Here is a 19,366-nt window from a genome sequence, read left to right on the forward strand (position 1 = left end):
GCCCATATAATCTATCAGATGTCAAAATGATAGAACATGCGGAGGGATCATCGGATGCGCTCACAGGTACAGGCTCCAAACAACGGACGACTACGTTTTCAAATCATGATGGTTGTTGTTTTACTAGTTTCACTCTTGGTTGGTAGGATGCCAGCCCAAGCCGCAGACAATGAAGGGGACCCAGCCGTACAAGAGGCATTCCAGCAACTTCAAGCAGGGAAGCGACTGAAGAGTGAGCGGACTTACGTAACACCGGAGCAGCCTACTGTGTATCTGACATTTGATGATGGTCCTAGCAAATTGACGAATCAGGTATTGGATATTTTAGATAGAGAAGAAGTTAAAGCAACGTTCTTTGTACTAGGTGAACAAGCGAAAGCGCATCCGAATGAACTTAAGAGAATCGTAAACGACGGTCATGCCATTGGCAATCATACCTATAATCATGTATATAAAGAGCTTTATAGTGATTTTCAAACCTTCTGGAACCAAATTCAACGCAGCGAGGACGTTATTTCTAATATTGTGGGGATACGTCCCCAACTCGTGCGCGCGCCTGGCGGGACAGCAACGAATTTCGATGCGAACTACTATTACCTGATGGAACAAGCCGGATATATCATACATGACTGGAATGTTGATAGTGGGGACTCTAAGAGAGCCAATGTGCCTGTGAATGAAATTTGGCAGACGGTGAAGGCTTCCCCTCTCGATCACGAGATTAATATTTTATTTCACGATGGAACGGGTCATGAATCTTCCGTGCAAGTGTTACCTCAAGTCATTAGCTATTACAAAAAGCTAGGGTACACGTTCGCTACGTTAACGGAACAAGTGAAACCGAAACAATTCGCAATCACGAAGCCAAAATGGTCGCGGAACATGAGCTTCAAGCAATTTCAAGCGCTGGTAGACCAGACACAGCAGTATGCTGCGGCACACCCTAGTCCAACAGAGCTTGCCAAGAAAGAGGAAAAACGGCTGGCTCAGCAGCTGGAGGCCGAAGCGGAGGAGAAGGCTAAAGCGAAGAAGGAAGAAGAAGCTGAGGCTGCCCGTATGTTAGCGAAGCAAGCTGCTCTACCTTTGCAGGTTCATGTGCTTGGGGGTAATACATTTACGATAGAACCTTCTATTTATAAACTACATGCGAATCAAATCGAGTTGCCTCTGCGCTATCTGATCGAGAAGATGGGTGGGAAAGTGGCATGGCAAGCGGATACGATGACAGCCAGTGCCCATTATGGCATTTATGATTTGGACTACGATCTTGTGAATAGAAGTATTCATTTGTTTACTTTAGGTAAGCAAACAGCCTCTTATTCGCTAGCAGATATGAACATGCAAGATAATCAAATTATCGTACCTTTGCGCAAAACGATCGTGTCACTCGGCGGCCAGATTACGAATGCTGTGATCGATCCTGACTACCGTGGGGTTTCTATGGCGCTGCGTCCCCTTCATTTTTTCAAAGAAAATAATACGATTCTCACAAACTCTCTATTTGCAATGGGAAGCTAATGTCTAAAAGAGTAGAGAGATGGAAAAACTAGAAGCATACCCTTATAAAGGAGGCTTCTTGACTATGGCATCGAAAACCCGAATATTCGATCAACCGCAGCCTCTCGTGGAACGGATGATCATGAACGTAGAGAAAGTAATCGTAGGCAAAAGAGAAACGATAGAGAAAGCTTTCATTGCCATGTTGAGCGGCGGGCATCTGCTGCTAGAGGACGTTCCAGGTGTTGGTAAAACCATGCTAGCACGCGCGCTGGCCAAAACGATCGGTTGCGAGTTTAAGAGAATTCAATGTACGCCAGATTTGCTTCCTTCGGATGTGACCGGTGTTTCTGTTTGGAATGTCAAAAGCAATGAATTTGAGTTCCGGCCAGGACCCTTGATGACGTCTGTCGTACTTGCAGATGAATGTAATCGGACTTCTCCGAAGACGCAGTCTGCTTTCTTGGAAGCGATGGAAGAGAAGCGAGTGACGATTGACGGCACAAGTTACGAACTGCCGAAACCTTTCGTTGTCATTGCTACACAGAATCCGATGGATTATGAAGGCACGTACGCGCTTCCGGAAGCGCAGATGGACCGTTTCATGATGAAGCTTTCACTTGGTTACCCCTCGCATGATCAAGAGATTCTGATGCTGGATCGACTACAGGATCGTCACCCATTGGAAAGCTTGAAACCTGTTATCGTGCAGGATGAGTTTGTGCAATTGCAGAAAGAAGCGTCCATGGTCCATGTGGATAACACGTTGAAGGATTTCATCGTTCGTTTAGCTTTAGCAACGCGGGATCATGCTGATTTTTACGTAGGTGCAAGCCCGCGGGCGTCCTATGCGTTGATGCGAGGGGCACAAACCTCGGCTTACGTGAAAGGGAGAAGCTTCGTTGTCCCTGATGATATTAAAGACTTGGTTTTACCTGTTTGGACACACCGCCTTATTCTGACTTCAGATGCCCGCATGATGGGGCGCTCGTCCGATCTGATTCTTCAAAGCCTGCTAGATGGCATGCAAACACCAGTTCTTCGTTACGTTACAGCGAAGTAGGGGGCCATCACATGAGAAGCTGGGGGAAGACGACGATACTGCTCGTCAGTTGTATGTTGGTGGTCTTTTTGGCGTATCGCCAAGGCGGATTTGCTGTGTGGTATCTCGGTATTTGTTTATCCTTGATCTGGATACAGGCAGGATTATTTTATGTATTTGCGCTGAAAGGTTTGAATGTGAATCGGCGCCTATCAGGTGACGTGTTTCTTGCGGGTGAAGATGTGACGATTGTGCTGGAGCTCCAGCATCGTTCATGGGTTCCTTTACCGTGGCTGCTCTTGAAAGAAACGTGGATTCATGAAGGAAGTGGGAGAAAGCTGACGTACAGCAAGCTGCTTCTCCCTTGGTTCCAGAAGTCCATTATACTGCCTTACCGAATCACTCATCTCATGCGAGGAAGCTATCGCTTCACTCATCTTGAAGCTGCTGCGGGAGATCTCTTTGGTTTCGCACTGCGCAAAGTACAGAGAGAAGATTTACAGCGTTATGTTGTGTATCCACGACCGGATGCTTTGGGGCGGAGCGGGATGACGTTTCAATCCGATGAAGGTTCTACACCGCTTAGTTCAAAGGGCGAAACGCCGCTGGTCAGCTCCGTTCGCGATTACGTCAGCGGTGATCCGTATCACCGCATCCACTGGAAATCGACGGCTCGCCTGAGCCGTCTGATGACCAAAGACCCCGAGCAGGCCGCCTCCACGAAGTGGATGCTGCTGCTCGATGTGGCGCCTGCGGCGGGCCAAGCTGAGGCGGCTCAGCCGCTGCTTGAGAAGGGCGTCGCCCTGGCGGCCGGCTTCTTCGAAGCCGCCGCGGGCGGGCGAGAGAGCTGCGGCTTCGCCTGCAGCTCCTCTCAGGCGAGGCGAATCGCGCCGACGATTCGCCCCGATCTGACGCTCGCGTACGAAGTACTCGCGAGCGTTGGCGGCAAGCCCGCCATGCCCTTTCCTGACCTCGTCAGGAAAGAGGCGGGGGACTTGCCGCCCCAAGCGTCGATGCTGTGCATCACATCGACGCTGGATGTGGCGCTGGTGCGCGCGGTTGCTGACGCGCGCACCAGGCGCAGGGCCGTGCACGTGATCTACGTGCACGCGCGGCCTTCCCTCTCGGTCGCAGAGCGAGAGGGGGCTTCCCAGCTGCAGGCCGTAGGCTGCAGCTTCACGGAAGTGCCGCATCCGCAGAGCCAGTGGCCAAGGCAAGGGGGTGCTCAGGATGCAACCGCTTGAACCACGCCGCGGGGGGCACACGCGCTCTCGCGCATCGCACTTAGGATTTTTACGTTCGGGCACTTCGGATTTAGGATCTTCACGTTCGGGCACTTCAGACTTAGGATCTTCACGTTCGGACACATCGAACTTACGATCTTCCCAGTCAAGTAACGCACACCTAGACAATCCGCACGCTAGCAATATGAATCCCACCCACCTAGACACTTCATCCCATCACCCATCACAGCTCATCTTCCGCGCAGACAACCAGCCGCAGGCGCACAATAATCTCTTCCGAGATGGTCTCATCACCTTGTTGCTGTTTCTCCTTCTCTCGGAATGGCTGCGACCTTTGGCCTGGATGGGCGATGAAGTGATCCAAATTGGACCGATTCTAGTGGTGTTTGCTCTGTGTCTTGCACTGGATTGTTTCCGCGTCCCTTATGGATGGGGTTGGTTGGCAAAGTCCAGCATAATTCTGGTTTTTATAGGTTATATGTTTAACCGAGATACCGTGCTTGCTGGAGGATGGATTCTCTCGCTCGCGAGAACGCTCGTGCAAGATATGCTCTATATCGTACAGGCTCATTTTGACATGATCAGCGGCGAAATGCGCACGCTTCTGTTTCTAATGGGTTGGGCGCTGCTCCTCTCGGTTGTTCAAGCGTTAATGCTCCAAAGGCAGCACAGTCTTTGGTTTGTGATGGCTACCTTGATCTATCTCGTAGGCATTCAGCTCGTACTAGGAGCAGATACCGTGCAAGGAATTGTACGGACACTAGGTTATGGACTGCTTCTGATGGCCATTCTCAATCTGTCGAGAATCGAACAGACCTATCGTGTAACGGCCGTACGTTCACGTAGTTATGTGCAATGGCTGATCGTCAGCGTGATCGTTGTCGGCATATTATCGGGCGTTGGTTGGCTGTCGGCGAAACAAACGGATGCCGAGCCTTTGATGAAGCCAGTGAGCTGGGCGCATTGGTATGATCGTTTGTTTGAGCTTTATGAGGAGGAAACGGGAGTAAGTCCCGCTGTAGCGACTTCGGGTTATGGCCAGAACGATACCTCCTTAGGTGGTCCACTCCAGGTGGACACGTCATCCGTGTTCACGGCCAAAACCTCCGAAGTAACTTACTGGCGCGGCGAATCCAAAAGCTTCTACGATGGCAAAGGCTGGAGCCAGCCCACTCAAAAGCTAGAGCCTTTTATAGCCTCTGCGCCATCGTTAACTTCTCCTGTTGTGCAGCAAGAGATTCTACTGGATGGGAAGTTTGCGAATAAACAATTATTCGTTGGTGGTCAACTGCGTAGTGTAGACATGCTTTTGAGTGAAAAAGGGAAGCTGCTGTCACCGGGAAGTCTTCGGACTTCCGAAACGAGTGACTTAACAACCTTGCCGGAAATCGCAGAACCGCTATCGTATTACAAAATCACCGTTCAGCCCGTTAAGGAAAATCCGGAGCTATTGAACACAGACATTGGCGCTTACCCAGAAGCGATTACTAACGAATATTTGCAATTGCCCGCAACGCTACCGAGGACAGTACGGAGCACGGCCGAACAAGTCACCGAGAATCGGTTGACGCCTTATGCCAAGGCCGTAGCGATTGAGCAATATTTGAGTCAAACCTTTCCCTACAGTCTCGAAAAGCCTACCAATCCCAGCCGCAGCGAAGATTTCGTCAGTCATTTCCTGTTCGTGGATCGAACGGGGTATTGTGATCATTTTTCCACGGCGATGGTCGTTATGCTTCGTTCTGTCGGAGTCCCCGCTCGATGGGTGAAGGGATTCGCTCAAGGAACCGTAGGTGCAATCGATGATAATGGGCTGCATGAGGTTGTCGTTCGCAATCAAGATGCGCATTCATGGGTTGAGGTCTACTTCCCGTCGATGGGTTGGGTGCCATTCGAGCCGACACCGGGTTTCTCAGGGATATCCGCGGATCAACCGAGGGATATGTTGACGACTGCAACCATGGAGCAGTTGGGAATGACGGCATCCCTTACGAATACGCCGGTGACTCGATCCGTCATCGCCCAATCAGGTGAATGGTTGCATACAGGGAAGAATAATCTTATCCAATTCGTAAAGGCTTATAAGCGTGTTGTTTTCGTTCTTATGGGCTGTATCGGTTTACTTGTTGGTCTATATTTCGTACTAAGACGGCAAGGGTACTTGTTGCATAGAAGAGTGGCGTTCCCGAATTACGATCATGGACCTGGCTATCAGCACCATCCTTTGACACCGTATATGGACCGTTTGTGGAGACAGCTTTTCCGCAAATACGGTGTTAAGCCAGCCAATCAAACGGTGCGCGAATACGTCATGAATCTTAAGGTGACCCATCAAGGGCAACAACAGGCATTGATGGCTTTCGCTCACATCTATGAAAGTGTCCGCTACGATCCAGCGCGTGCTTCGACCTATTCGAAGCGGGAAATAACCGCGATTTGGCAAGCGATTCAAAAGACGCATTAAACCCCGTATACCTTACCCAGGTCAGTGTGTTGTCGATTCCGTTGGTTCTTACCAATATTCGATCCGGTGCCTACGATAATAACCCTTAACTGGTGCGAACCAGAGAGGGTTATTTTGCTGTTTGAAGATAGTTGTATAGCCGTGATGGGTGAAAGCATCCCAACTATTTCCCACTACTTTCCCGAAAATGCTCCCAAAGCTTCCCGTAAAATCAGGAACACCCTCCTCTATTTTCCAGGATTTCCCTCGATGTAAGCTATACAGAGGAAAGTGACGCAGGAGCGATACAACGTTCAAAGAACGAAGGAGGTAGAGGGAATTTTTATGATGCTTATCATGCGTAAAATGGCAAGTGTTGCACTCATTTTTAGTCTATGTCTGACTTCTATTATTCCAATAGGAAATGAGGGGATAGTAGTGGCAGCTCCTAGCCAAGAGGCTTTGGGGCAGGCAGCTGTGGATTCTTCAGGAGAAATTTTGCCGGATTGGGCCAAATCTCAGATTGAGGATCTGCTCCAAGCAAAGCTGATTGAAGGTTATGAAGATGGTACATTTCAGCCAGACCGCTTGGTCACTAGAGCAGAAATGACAGCTTTAATCGGTCGCGCTGCAGAGTCCTTGCAACTAGAAGGGGAAGAACAACCAGGCACCATCCTGTTTCAGGATGTGCAGGAGGAGTGGTTTGCGGGGCACGTACAGACGGCCGCAAGAAGAGGTTGGGTACAAGGGTTTGCCGACCGTACATTCCGGCCTCATGCCCCAGTTACTCGTCAGGAAGCTGCTGTGATCTTTACTCGATTGCTGAATCTAGAACATGGGGGCTCCCTGGGATATCAGGATAAGGCTGTCATTCCCGATTGGGCTGGGCCTGCGGTCGCTGCCATGTCCAAAGAAGGGTTCATGGGTGGTTACCCAGATGGAACGTTTAAAGGCGGAAATCCTCTGACACGGGCCGAGATTGCCTTGCTTCTACACCGGGTCTGGTTGAGTCAGAAGGATGCTCAGCCTCAGCCCTTCAGTGTTAAGGTGAACGGGCCGAATGGCGAGCCGTTGGCTAATGCTCATGTTACTTTGCACGATCAAGGAGAACGCTCGGTTCGAGAGTGGGGGATGACGAATGCAGATGGCGTGCTTTCCTTGCGATTGCCATATGGACAATACGAGGTAACGGCAGGCGCTGTAGGTTCATCGGCTCATGAAGCCGTACATTTCCGTAAGGGAATGGAAAGCGCCCAGCTGAACGCTGTGCAAGCTGCTGTCTTCAAAGGATCAGTTCTGGGCGAGGATGGTAAGGGAGTTGCCGGTATTGTGCTAGCTTTTGCAACGAACCCAACATTCTTTGCTGTTACCGATTCACAAGGTGCCTTCACAGCTTATGTATTGCCCGAACGCAATTATCGGGGGATGGTGCTTGAACAACAAGAGGATGCAGTTCTCTATCGTGGTGATGTTCCTGCTTTTATGCACGTTCTAGATCAAGAGGAGACGAATCCTAGCGGGTGCAAATGCCGAATTCAGTATGTAAAGCAAGAGCTGAAGGCTGCGGGACCTGGAGAGGTTCGAGATCTAGGAGTCCTACGGCTGTCTGATATGAATAAACCGCCTGGCAATGGTGGTGGCAGTGGTAGCGGCAGCGGCGGTGGCAATGGAGACGGCAACGGCGGCACGCCGGATCGGACGCCTCCGGCCATCCCGAGCGGATTCTCGGCAACTGCCAATGTGCGTGCGGTCGATCTTCGCTGGAATGGGGTGGCTGACACGGATCTGCTCCACTATAACTTATATGCCTCAACGAATGGAGGCTTAAGCTGGGGACCCGCCTCAACCGTGACAGGAATTACGTATCAGGCCAGTCATTTGATAGCTGGGACTCCCTACACCTTTGCTGTTAGCGCAGTGGACAGAAGTGGGAATGAATCCACTAAATCGCCGGCGGTCACTGCCGTGCCGCTTGAAGGAGCTGATGTCACTCCGCCAGAGGTGCCGACCGGGTTGTCAGCTTCTGCTGGGGTGGGCGAAGCTGGTCTTCAGTGGAATGCGAGAAGTGAATCAGACCTAGCGGGGTATCGGATATATACCTCCACGGACAATGGGGTAACGTGGGGCATGGCTTCCTTAACGGTAACCGAAACGACTTACACAGTGACACAGTTAACCTATGGCATGCTGTATACCTTTGCTGTTACGTCCCTAGACCTCAGCGGTAACGAATCAGCGAAGTCTAGCGCCGTTTCTGTAAGACCGCTAGCCGTTCCCGATCACCTGCCGCCGGCAGTGCCTGCGGGACTGATGGCTACAGCGGGTGCCGGTAAAGTCGATCTAGAGTGGCTGGCAGTTGCAGAAGCCGATCTGGCTGGCTATATCGTATATTACTCGAGTGACAACGGAACGACATGGACGGTAGTGCCTAGTCTGATTACGGCAACAACGTACTCTTTATCCGGTTTGACACCGGGGACTTCCTACAGGTTCGCCGTAACGGCGAAGGATATGGCTGGCAATGAGTCGGGCAAGTCGATTGAGGCGCAAGCCACCATTCCCGTGCTTATCGAGTTTCCACCAGATCCAGTTGAAGTGGCGACTGAAATTCCAGTGGATGGTACATCCACTTTCGCAGGCAATAACACCTTCCTATTCAGCGGAAGTAATCCGATTCAGACTGGAGTTACACCTGGTGCGATTGAACCGGAACGCTTGGCGGTTCTGCGCGGAGCTGTGTTCGACGCGGAAGGGAAGCCCCTTGCTGGCGTGACGGTTACGATCTTAGATCATGGTGAGCTGGGCCGTACATTGACACGTGCTAACGGAAATTTTGACCTTGCTATAAATGGCGGGGGCACCGTCACGGTTCAATATGAGAAGCAGGGCTATATGTCTATTCAGCGAAAGGCGAGTGCCCCCTGGGGGGATTATGCAACTCTCCCAGATGTCGTGCTTAAAGCGTTTGACACCAAAGTAACGACTGTAGAGCTCTCCGCAGGAACGCAGGAAATGCAAGTGGCCCAAGGGAGCCCGATGACGGATACGGACGGTACTAGACAGGCGACTTTGCTAATTCCACAGGGCACGACAGCTGTTATGAAGCTGCCTGACGGTTCCGCGGTGCCGCTTCCTAGCATGCATGTAAGGGCAACGGAGTACACCGTTGGAGATAAAGGCATGCAGGCGATGCCAGGTGAACTGCCTGCCTTCGTAGGCTATACCTATGCAGTAGAGCTATCAGCAGATGAAGCTGTGGCAGCAGGCGCGACAGAAGTTCGTTTTAGCCACAAAATCTATACGTATGTAGACAATTTCCTTCAATTTCCAATTGGAGAGACAGTTCCTTCGGGATACTACGATCGCGAGACGGCCAAGTGGGTGCCTTCCCAAAATGGTATGGTTATTAAAATACTTGCTGTAGAAAACGGTCGTGCGGTCATTGACGGAGATGGGGATGGCGTGGAGGACGATGAGACAGAACTAGCCGCACTACGATTTACAGAATCCGAGCTTCAGAAGCTGGGCGCCTTATACACACCAGGAAAGAGTTTGTGGCGCGTGCCGATTGAGCATTTTACCCCGTGGGACTTTAACTGGCCCTATGGACTGCCTGAAGGTGCTACGAATCCACCTAACCGAAAACCGAATTCGAATAAACCGAATGTGAACGACCCGTGTCAGAAGGCTAGCTCCATTATTGGCTGCCAGGAGCAGACATTGGGGGAAGTTATTCCGATCACGGGGACGAATATGTCCCTGCATTACTACAGCCGCAGAGCTGAAGGTTATGAGAGTAAGTCGACACTGGAAATTCCCGTCATGGAAGGAGCGCTGCCACCGGCTGTTATTGGGATTGGCGTAAACATTCAAATTGCGGGACGCACCATATCGAAATCGCTTCCGTTAACATCAGGCAATACTCCTTATCGCTACACGTGGGATGGCAAAGATGCCTACGGACGTCAGTTAGTCGGTTCTCATCCGTACGAAGTGTCCGTGTACTACCTATACAGGCCTGTGCTATATGCGACTTCCAAGAGTTTTGCCAACAGCTTCGGTCAAGTCACAGGTGTATCTACGAACGGTTATCGTGGCATCGTTGCGAACGGCCGCTCTACGTCTACCATATCCACATCAAGAACTTGGCATGGTGTTGTAGAGAGTCCTGTTGATGTCTACAAGAATATGGGGCTTGCGGGTTGGAGTCTGAGTCCTAACCATCACTTGGACAATGAATCAGGAATGCTCGCCCGAGGGAGCGGTTTTGTGGAACTACAACCCAAATCCGGTCTCAATCCGGTGGAAGTCATTTTTAGAGGTGGGGCAACTAACCCTGGTAAAGGCGTGCCGGCAACTAATAAAACGACAATTCCGACGATGACAACGGTAGGGGCTGATGGGGATTTATACTTAACGACTTACAGAAGCACGGATCAGCCGTACCCTGACCATGTTCAAGCGGAAGTATTTCGAGTGAATAAGAACGGAGAAGCACAGGTTGTTGGTACGATGATCAAGCAACTCAACCTTGATTCCTTGAAGGTTGGACGGGATGGAACCTTGTACGCAACAAGTTGGGGTACGTACCGAATTTGGAAGAAGTCTTTGCTAGATTCAGAGTGGGTTCCATTTGCTGGGAGTGGAGATATCGGCGAAGAGTATGGGGATCCGAGGGAAGGTATTCCTGCGACGGATGTAAGATTGTATAATCCCAAAAATCTCGAAATTGCAGATGATGGAAGCCTGTACTATACCGATTCCAACCGCTTATATCGCATTGGACCGGATGGTCTTGTAACTCATTATGGATTCAGAGGCTATAATAATAGCGATTCTTATGGCGTGTCCAGCGGCCCAATAAGTAAGAGGAATATTGGAAATGTTGCAGACATTAGTCTTGGACCGGACGGATCCCTGTATCTACTGGATGACTGTGGCGGTACCTATTGTGCTTATACTAGAATTCGCAAAATGTCACAAGATGGCAATCTCTCCTTGATTACCGGAGCTAGTTTAAGTGTTGCCGAATTCTATGATGGCATTGCTGCGTCCAAAGCCTCTTTCAGAATTACCAATAGAAGGATGGAAATTGATCGCTATGGCAACATTTATTTTATATCGGATGTAACTGGGGACGACAAGTTGTACAGAATTACACCTGATCAGATTATTGAGGAAGTAGCGGGTGATGTGGTTGCTGTCATTAAGCAAAGAGCCAAGGATGAAGGGGCAATCGTGGGATCGATCCCCATTCGCCTACTCTCCGTAGGACCGCAAGGAGAAATTATTCTTCAAGTACAGCACAATAAGGCTGGTAGTGATTTGTTCTATGTATACAGCATTAATCCTGAAGCGAAGCAGGAACTGATTAATGAGAGTGGAACGGAGCGCTATTTGTTCGACATGAGATCTGGAAGGCATGTTGAAACGAAGAACGCGCTAACGGGCGGTACGATCACCCGGTTTACCTATGATGCGCAAGGAAGATTATCAAAGTTGACCGATCGGAATAACAATGAAGTGAAGGTAGAACGCGATGAGAATGGCGTGCCAACCGCGATTGTGGCTCCAGGCGGTCAACGAACTGTCCTTACCGTAGAGGGGGGACAATTGACCAAGATTGCGAATCCAGCGGGGGAAGCTTTTGCAATCAAGTATGATGACAAAGGCTTATTGACCGAATACACGGATCCCAACGGGCATGTGCGGAAATATGGATATGATGAAGTGGGTTATCTCATTTCCTCTGAAAATCCATTGCAAGGCAAGTCCACTCTGACTCGAGATTCTTTGGCCAATGGTTATAAAGTCACCTACACGACACCTGGTAATCAGAAAACGAAGTATGAGGTGACTCGCGAGGAGGGACAGCTAAAGCGTGTCAGTACAGATCCTTCCGGGGCGAAAACGACTTCCGTGCTCAGGGATGATGGAACAGAAACAACGGATTATGCCGATGGTACCAAAATTGTTCGAACTGGCGCGCCTGACCCACGCTGGGGATATGCTGCACCTATGATTTCCAGTATGGTCGTCACAGCGCCGAATGGGCGCAAATGGACGTTTGGCGAGAAACGTCAAGCGACGCTGGATAGGAGTAACGATCCACTAAGCCTAAAATCTCTTACGATGACCTACACGAAGTCACAGACGTCAACGGGTACTACAACGGCGACTTCATCTGTTGTCTTTGATGTAGCGGAGAAGAAATTTACCGAAACGAGCGCCGAAGGTGTTATCACCAAGACTTACTTGGATAGCAAAGATCGGGTTGCTCGAGTGGAATACGCTGATTCCAGAATAGCTCCCGTCGTCTTCACTTACGATGAGAAGGGGAGGCTGCAGAGAGCGCAGCAAGGAGATCAGTTCGTAGAGAATACGTACGATGCGAAGAATAGGCTTATCGGGGTTCAAGATGCGGCAGGTCAAATCAAACGGTATACCTACGATGATGCGGACCGTGTGATCGCGATTGAAATGCCGAGTGGCAAGATTTTGCGTAAAGGTTATGACGATGTGGGTAATTTGACAGAGGTTACGACACCGAATTCCGAGGTTTATTATCAGTCCTATAATGGATTGGATCAGTTTAATGGGTTTATGCCCGATGGTGCAGATGATACACTGTCTGTCTTGTATAATACTTCGGGCAAGTTCGATAAATCCATGCTGCCTAGCGGCCGCGAGGTACTGTACGGGTATGATGCGACGGGGCGAATCAATCTATTGAACGATCTCGATATTTCCAGAACGTTTACTTATCTAGGGAATACAGATCGGGTTAGCTCTGTAGAGAGTAAGTCCGCGACGGACCCTGCCGCTAAGATGACGATAGGCTATAAATATGACGGTACGTCTGTCACGGAGATGACCTGGAATGGTCTAGCTAACGGGAAGTTCACCTACACGTATGATGGTTATGCCAATCTCAAAGGAATTACAATGACAGCCGGCAATATAACGAACAAGTTGACTGCGATCGACTATGACAAGGATTTTAATGTTACTCGATTTGGACCTTTCACATTTAGTCGAGGGGGTCCAGCGAAGCGGGTTGATGCTGTTACGGATGGCACGTTAAACGTAGGGACCCAGTACGATGCGAACGGTAAAATTAAAGATAAAACGTATAAGTTAGGCGGAGTAACCGTCTATAAGGTGGACCACGTTTTTGATAAGCGAGGCTTTGTGACCAATAAGACGGTCACGACGGCAGCAGGCATTGAAACGTATGCTTACGGTTATGGAGACGATGGCCAATTGACGCAGGTGAGCAGAAGTGGCCCGAATGGTTCTTTCAGTGAAGCTTATGATTACGATTCGAATCGCAATCGAATTCTCCGTGAGGTGACCGGATTCGCAGCGGAAACGGCAGAGTACGGAGCATATGATTTGCTGGAAAAAGCAGGAGATGTTTCCTATACCTTCGATAAGGATGGCTTTATGACAGCCAAAGGTGCAGACACCTTCCGTTACGGAACGAGAGGTGAGTTACTCGAGGCTACGGTAAATGGGGAAACATATCGCTATGGCTACGATGCGCTTGGGCGCCGGATATCGAGAGAAGCATCTGGGAAGAAAATACAGTACTTATTTGGAGATCCGAACGCCCCGCATAGGCTGACAGCTGTTGTTGAGCCGGATCAATCCGTTAGCAGCTACTTCTATGATGAGCAAGGCAAGCTCTTGGCACTAGAAAGAGGCGGAATTCGCTACTACGTAGTTACGGATGCAGTTGGAACCCCGCAGATGATTATTAAAGGGGATCGAACGGTTGTGAAAAAGCTGCAGTATGATAGCTACGGTAACTTGATTTCTGACAGCAATCCGTCATTTACATTAGCTTTGGGATATGCAGGGGGCTTGGCCGATGAGGGCACGAAGCTGGTCCGCTTCGGCTTCCGCGATTACGATCCTCATTCAGGCCGGTGGACAGCGAAGGATCCGATCCTCCTGGATTCCGAGCAAGCGAATCTCTATGCTTACGTGAACAACAATCCAATTCAATATCGTGATCCATGCGGTTTGTTCTGTGTTGGTGCGAGTGCTTATGAAGGCGTAGGAGGTGGAGGTAAGGTGTGTATTACCGACGAAGGCTTCTCTGCTTGCGTGGAAGCAGGAGTGGGAGTTGGCGGCGGTTTTGAAATCAACCCTATGGAGGATTTATCCAATACCGAGCTTGTTGCTGAGGCAGCGTTCAAGGCATCTTGGGGGCCGGCATCCTTCTCGGATGGCATTAAGGTGACTAGCAGTGGCGGCGATTGCCCTCCTCAAGTCTCATTGACGGCCAAAGCAGAGCTGGGACCATTCGGCTATGACTTCATGAGTCCGTCAGAGTCATCCATTAATCTGGAACGTGACCATTTCAACACAGATGCGAAAGACGCCAAGAATTTATTTAAAAAGTCGGGTACCGGCTTTGAAGCAGCGTTGAAAGCGAAGGCTTGCGCGCAATATAAGTGGTAAATTTGCATCCTAAAGAATAAACTGGCTTACTTTGCAAAAACTTAATCTAAGTCTTAGGAACGCCTTCGTTCTAATGCCGCAAATGCTGCTCTATGCGAAGCGGGAAATTACAGCGATTTGGAAAGCCATTCAAAAGACACATTAAATCCCCTTTACATCCTAGGTGCCTAATGTTTAAAATTAGTACCTAGAAATAGCGGTAAGTAGACAAGGGTTCTACCCAATCTTCAATCGCTATGAACCTAGGAGGTCGGATATGAGTAAACCAAGTGAATTGATCGTCGTTTTAGATTTTGGAGGCCAATATAACCAACTGATTGCAAGACGAATCCGTGATTTAGGCGTGTACAGCGAGTTGCTGCCGCATAACACAACGGTTGATAAAATTCGTGAGATTAACCCGAAGGGGATCGTGTTCTCCGGCGGACCTGCAAGTGTATATGGCGAAGGTGCTCCTTCCGTTGATGCTGGCATTTTCGATTTGGGTATTCCAATCTTAGGCATTTGTTATGGGATGCAGTTGATTGCCCACCAATTGAACGGGAAAGTTGAACGCGCACATACGCGTGAATACGGCAAAGCAGATCTAGAGTTCTCGAACCAAAGCCCGCTAGTCAAAGGACTTGAAGCGAAACAAACGGTATGGATGAGCCATGGTGACCATGTTTCCGTGTTACCTGACGGCTTTGTGATTGAAGCAAGCACGGAATCACTTCCAATTGCGGCGATGAGCAACCGTGATCGTAAAATCCATGCTGTACAATTCCACCCTGAGGTTCGTCACTCTGTTCAAGGGAACGAAATGATTCACAACTTCATCTATGAAGTGTGTGGCTGTGTAGGCGACTGGACCATGTCTTCCTTCGTTGAAGATATGGTTAAAGAGCTTCGTGCAGAAGTTGGCGACAAAAAAGTGCTTTGCGCACTAAGCGGCGGCGTTGATTCCTCCGTTGTTGCGATCTTGCTTCACAAAGCTATCGGCGCGCAATTGACATGTATGTTCATTGACCATGGTTTGCTTCGTCAAGGTGAAGGCGAGAGCGTAATGGAGACGTTTGTCGGCAAATTTGATATGAAAGTTGTTAAAATCGATGCGAAAGACCGTTTCCTCGGCAAATTGGCTGGCGTAGCGGATCCGGAGCAAAAACGTAAAATCATCGGCACCGAATTCATTCGCGTGTTTGAAGAAGAATCAAGCAAATTCGATGACTTTACTTTCTTGGCACAAGGCACGTTGTACACGGATATCGTAGAAAGTGGTACAGCTACCGCGCAAACGATCAAATCTCACCATAACGTTGGCGGCCTGCCGGAAGACATGAAGTTCAAGCTAGTCGAACCATTGAAAACACTATTCAAAGACGAAGTTCGTAAAGTCGGCGAAGAGTGCGGTCTTCCTTCTGCTATCGTATGGAGACAGCCATTCCCAGGTCCGGGTCTAGCCATCCGTGTTCTAGGTGAAGTTACCGAGGATAAGCTGAAAATCGTTCGTGAATCCGACGCCATCCTGCGCGACGAAATCGCCAAAGCTGGCCTAGATCGCGAGATCTGGCAGTATTTCACGGCGCTTCCTGGCATGAAAAGCGTAGGTGTTATGGGCGATGCTAGAACGTATTCCTACACGGTAGGTATCCGCGCAGTTACGTCCATCGATGGCATGACAGCGGACTGGGCACGTATTCCGTGGGATGTGCTTGAGAAAATCTCCGTTCGTATCGTAAACGAGGTTGAAAACGTGAATCGTATCGTGTACGACATCACGTCGAAGCCGCCAGCTACGATTGAGTGGGAATAGGTTGGTAGTTTAATCAACACCAAAACATGTAATAGCAAGACTCTCTTCGAGCTGTTTATTAGCTAGAGGAGAGTCTTTTATTTTTGAGCGATAGGAATGGATAAATATGTTACATTAATAGGAGCAACGAATACATTGGAGTACCATCGGGAGGAAACGTTATGGCAATAATTGCAATGATACTGGTCGGACTTGTGGCACTTGAGCACTTGTATATCCTAGTGCTGGAAATGTTCCTATGGACAACCCCGCGCGCGATGAAGTCGTTCGGTATGACGAAGGAAAATGCGCAGATAACGAAAAGTTTGGCAGCTAATCAAGGATTGTACAATGGTTTTCTGGCAGCAGGTCTTGTATGGGGCCTTGTCCATCCGGACGCATCGATTGGGCGATCTATCGAGATTTTTTTCCTCGTGTGCGTGCTAGTAGCAGCTGTATTCGGAGGCGCTACGGCCAAGAAATCGATTCTGCTTGTGCAGGGATTGCCTGCTATTGTGGCACTTATTTTTGTCCTTCTAAGCTAATAATAGGGGGATGATTGCCATTGAATGGGAATATGAATGGTAACTAGAAAAAGACGAACGATATGGGAAACTTTACCCTAGAATTGTTCGTCTTTTTTATTGACACTTGCTCAATTGTTCACTAGAATATGAAATTGGATAACAGTTTTTCGTATAATCTCGGGAATTGGCCTGAGAGTTTCTACGAGATCACCGCAAATGATCTGGCTACGAAAAAAAGGAACGGTATCCGTATGAGTTTTTACGCGCGACTTCACATTTTTGAAGGCAGCCCTCATATGGACGGCTCCTTTTTCGTACCCGGAATCAAGCAATATGATTCCGGGTTTTTTGCTGTCCACCATTCGTTTTAGGAGGAGTAGTAGAATGAATTTGGATCGTTTTTTTAAATTGAAGCAAAATGGCACCACGGTAAGAACAGAAATCATGGCGGGGATTACGACGTTCATGACGATGGCTTACATCCTTGCGGTAAATCCAGATATCCTGAGTGCGTTTAAAACAGGAGCAACTGGCGGAGACTGGACATCCATTTTCTTAGCTACAGCGATTGCAGCTGGTGTGATGACGATTGCTATGGGGCTTTTCGTTAACTTTCCTGTAGCGTTAGCACCGGGCATGGGCTTGAATGCGTACTTCGCGACGATTATTTTGACCTCACAAGGTAAATTTACGTTTTCGATGGCACTCACAGCCGTGTTTATTTCGGGGATTATCTTTATCATCCTTACGATTACCAAAATGCGTCAAACGCTTCTCGTCGCTATCCCTGACAGTTTGAAACATGCGATCACAGTGGGAATTGGTTTGTTTATCGCCATGATCGGTTTTAAAAACAGCGGTATCCTTACTGTAGCCGTTGAATCAGGAAATGATATTAAAGCACATCAGTTTACGGATGTTCTGTCTTTTGAAACTGTTTTCCATATGGGGTCATTAGAAAATAAAGGTGTTATTTTAACACTCGTTGGCATTTTGTTGATTTCGATATTGTTGGTTATGCGTGTGCGTGGCGCGATCCTGTTCGGAATTCTAGGAACGACTGTCGTTGGTTATTTCATGGGTATGGTTGATTTAGCTACATTAAGTAGTGACCAAACAACATGGGTACCTGATATGTCTAAGCTTCGTTTTGGTGACTTTGACTTCGCGGGCGTTATGACAACAGGTATTGTTTCTGTTATCGTTACTTTTACGTTCGTTGAGTTATTCGATACATTTGGTACGATGGTAGGAACAGCGACTCGTGCTGGCATTATGAAGAACAAAGAAGAGGGCGCCAAGCGCGTTGGTAAAGCGATGTTCGTAGATGCGATCGGCGTTAGCGGCGGAGCGTTAGTAGGAACGAGCACAGTAACCGTATTTGTTGAGAGCTCAGCAGGTGTCGCTGAGGGTGGACGTACAGGTTTAACGGCAGTCACTACAGGTTTATGTTTCTTGCTTGCCCTGTTCTTGGCTCCAATTGTTATGTTGATTCCTGGTTCAGCAACAGCGGCTGCTTTAATCGTGGTTGGTGTTCTTATGGTTCAATCTATCAAAGAGATTGACTTCCAAGACTTCGTTGTCGCGATTCCTGCATTCCTTACAATTGTAATGATGCCTTTCACATACAACATTGCGAACGGGATTTCCTTCGGTATCGTTACTTATGTCGTTCTTGCTGCAGCAGCTAATCTGAGTGGCAAAAGTGAGAAGAAATACAGCATTCACTGGTTAATGTGGATTCTAGCGATTTTAATCATTGCACGATACATCTTTATTGGAAGCCAAGGTTAAAAAATAGGTAGGCTCTGGCGCGTTTATGCCAGAGTCTTTTTTGTTCCGTTTATTTCCATGTCGAAAAAACTTGCAATCCTTTTGGGGATTTGTTATATTACTCCTTGTCGCTTCGGCGGCCGAACAGAAGAAGGAATGAACGTAAGAAACTTTATTTTAAAAAGTTCTTGCATTCGGACAAGCTGATGTGGTATATTACTTCTCGCTGCTTCGGTAACACGGTAGCGAACGAAAGAAATTGATCTTTGAAAACTGAACAACGAGTGAGTATGCAAATCGGTTGAGCAATCAACCATTAATGAGATTAATAATCTCGCTAGCTTCAAATGAGCAAGTCAGCTTTTCTATTATGGAGAGTTTGATCCTGGCTCAGGACGAACGCTGGCGGCGTGCCTAATACATGCAAGTCGAGCGGGTTTATCCTTCGGGGTAAGCTAGCGGCGGACGGGTGAGTAACACGTAGGTAACCTGCCTTTAAGACTGGGATAACTATCGGAAACGATAGCTAAGACCGGATAACTGGTACTCTCGCATGAGAGAATCATAAAACACGGAGCAATCTGTGGCTTGAAGATG

Annotated in this window: 8 protein-coding genes, 1 rRNA gene and 1 riboswitch; all 9 genes read left to right on the top strand. The window is 48.7% G+C overall.

Going from position 1 to position 19,366, the window contains the following annotated elements; translation table 11 throughout:
- The first annotated feature begins 54 nt into the window (after positions 1 to 54).
- Positions 55 to 1,518: a polysaccharide deacetylase family protein gene (locus AC58PV_RS16965; protein WP_497433385.1), complete on the top strand. Its 1,464-nt coding sequence runs from the start codon at positions 55 to 57 to the stop codon at positions 1,516 to 1,518.
- Between the two features lie 64 nt (positions 1,519 to 1,582).
- Complete coding sequence (locus tag AC58PV_RS16970; RefSeq protein ID WP_497433386.1) at positions 1,583 to 2,560, top strand: AAA family ATPase; 978 nt, start codon at positions 1,583 to 1,585, stop codon at positions 2,558 to 2,560.
- Between the two features lie 11 nt (positions 2,561 to 2,571).
- Positions 2,572 to 3,783, top strand: a complete 1,212-nt coding sequence (locus AC58PV_RS16975) for a DUF58 domain-containing protein (protein WP_497433387.1) — start codon at positions 2,572 to 2,574, stop codon at positions 3,781 to 3,783.
- The gene (locus AC58PV_RS16980) at positions 3,770 to 6,247 is read left to right on the top strand and encodes a transglutaminase TgpA family protein (protein ID WP_497433388.1); all 2,478 of its coding nucleotides are present in this window, start codon (positions 3,770 to 3,772) and stop codon (positions 6,245 to 6,247) included. The genes AC58PV_RS16975 and AC58PV_RS16980 overlap by 14 nt, the downstream gene beginning before the upstream one ends.
- Positions 6,248 to 6,571: 324 nt before the next feature.
- Positions 6,572 to 14,695 carry an S-layer homology domain-containing protein gene (locus tag AC58PV_RS16985; protein WP_497433389.1) on the top strand — a complete coding sequence of 2,708 codons (8,124 nt, stop codon included), beginning with the start codon at positions 6,572 to 6,574 and terminating at the stop codon, positions 14,693 to 14,695.
- 256 nt (positions 14,696 to 14,951) lie between these two features.
- Positions 14,952 to 16,490, top strand: a complete 1,539-nt coding sequence (gene guaA / locus AC58PV_RS16990) for a glutamine-hydrolyzing GMP synthase (RefSeq protein ID WP_497433390.1) — start codon at positions 14,952 to 14,954, stop codon at positions 16,488 to 16,490.
- 161 nt (positions 16,491 to 16,651) lie between these two features.
- The gene (locus AC58PV_RS16995; protein ID WP_497433391.1) at positions 16,652 to 17,014 is read left to right on the top strand and encodes a DUF1304 domain-containing protein; all 363 of its coding nucleotides are present in this window, start codon (positions 16,652 to 16,654) and stop codon (positions 17,012 to 17,014) included.
- 129 nt (positions 17,015 to 17,143) lie between these two features.
- A riboswitch (purine riboswitch) is annotated at positions 17,144 to 17,244 on the top strand.
- Between the two features lie 142 nt (positions 17,245 to 17,386).
- Positions 17,387 to 18,790: an NCS2 family permease gene (locus AC58PV_RS17000; RefSeq protein ID WP_497433401.1), complete on the top strand. Its 1,404-nt coding sequence runs from the start codon at positions 17,387 to 17,389 to the stop codon at positions 18,788 to 18,790.
- A gap of 346 nt (positions 18,791 to 19,136) precedes the next feature.
- Positions 19,137 to 19,366: ribosomal RNA gene (locus tag AC58PV_RS17005) — 16S ribosomal RNA — on the top strand; the annotation flags it as partial.

The organism is Paenibacillus sp. J22FR83 (genome assembly GCF_059691955.1).

Coding starts and splice junctions, on each gene's coding strand:
- AC58PV_RS16965 (WP_497433385.1), top strand. CDS start 55: ATGCGCTCACAGGTACAGGCTCCAAACAACGGACGACTACGTTTTCAA.
- AC58PV_RS16970 (WP_497433386.1), top strand. CDS start 1,583: ATGGCATCGAAAACCCGAATATTCGATCAACCGCAGCCTCTCGTGGAA.
- AC58PV_RS16975 (WP_497433387.1), top strand. CDS start 2,572: ATGAGAAGCTGGGGGAAGACGACGATACTGCTCGTCAGTTGTATGTTG.
- AC58PV_RS16980 (WP_497433388.1), top strand. CDS start 3,770: ATGCAACCGCTTGAACCACGCCGCGGGGGGCACACGCGCTCTCGCGCA.
- AC58PV_RS16985 (WP_497433389.1), top strand. CDS start 6,572: ATGATGCTTATCATGCGTAAAATGGCAAGTGTTGCACTCATTTTTAGT.
- guaA (WP_497433390.1), top strand. CDS start 14,952: ATGAGTAAACCAAGTGAATTGATCGTCGTTTTAGATTTTGGAGGCCAA.
- AC58PV_RS16995 (WP_497433391.1), top strand. CDS start 16,652: ATGGCAATAATTGCAATGATACTGGTCGGACTTGTGGCACTTGAGCAC.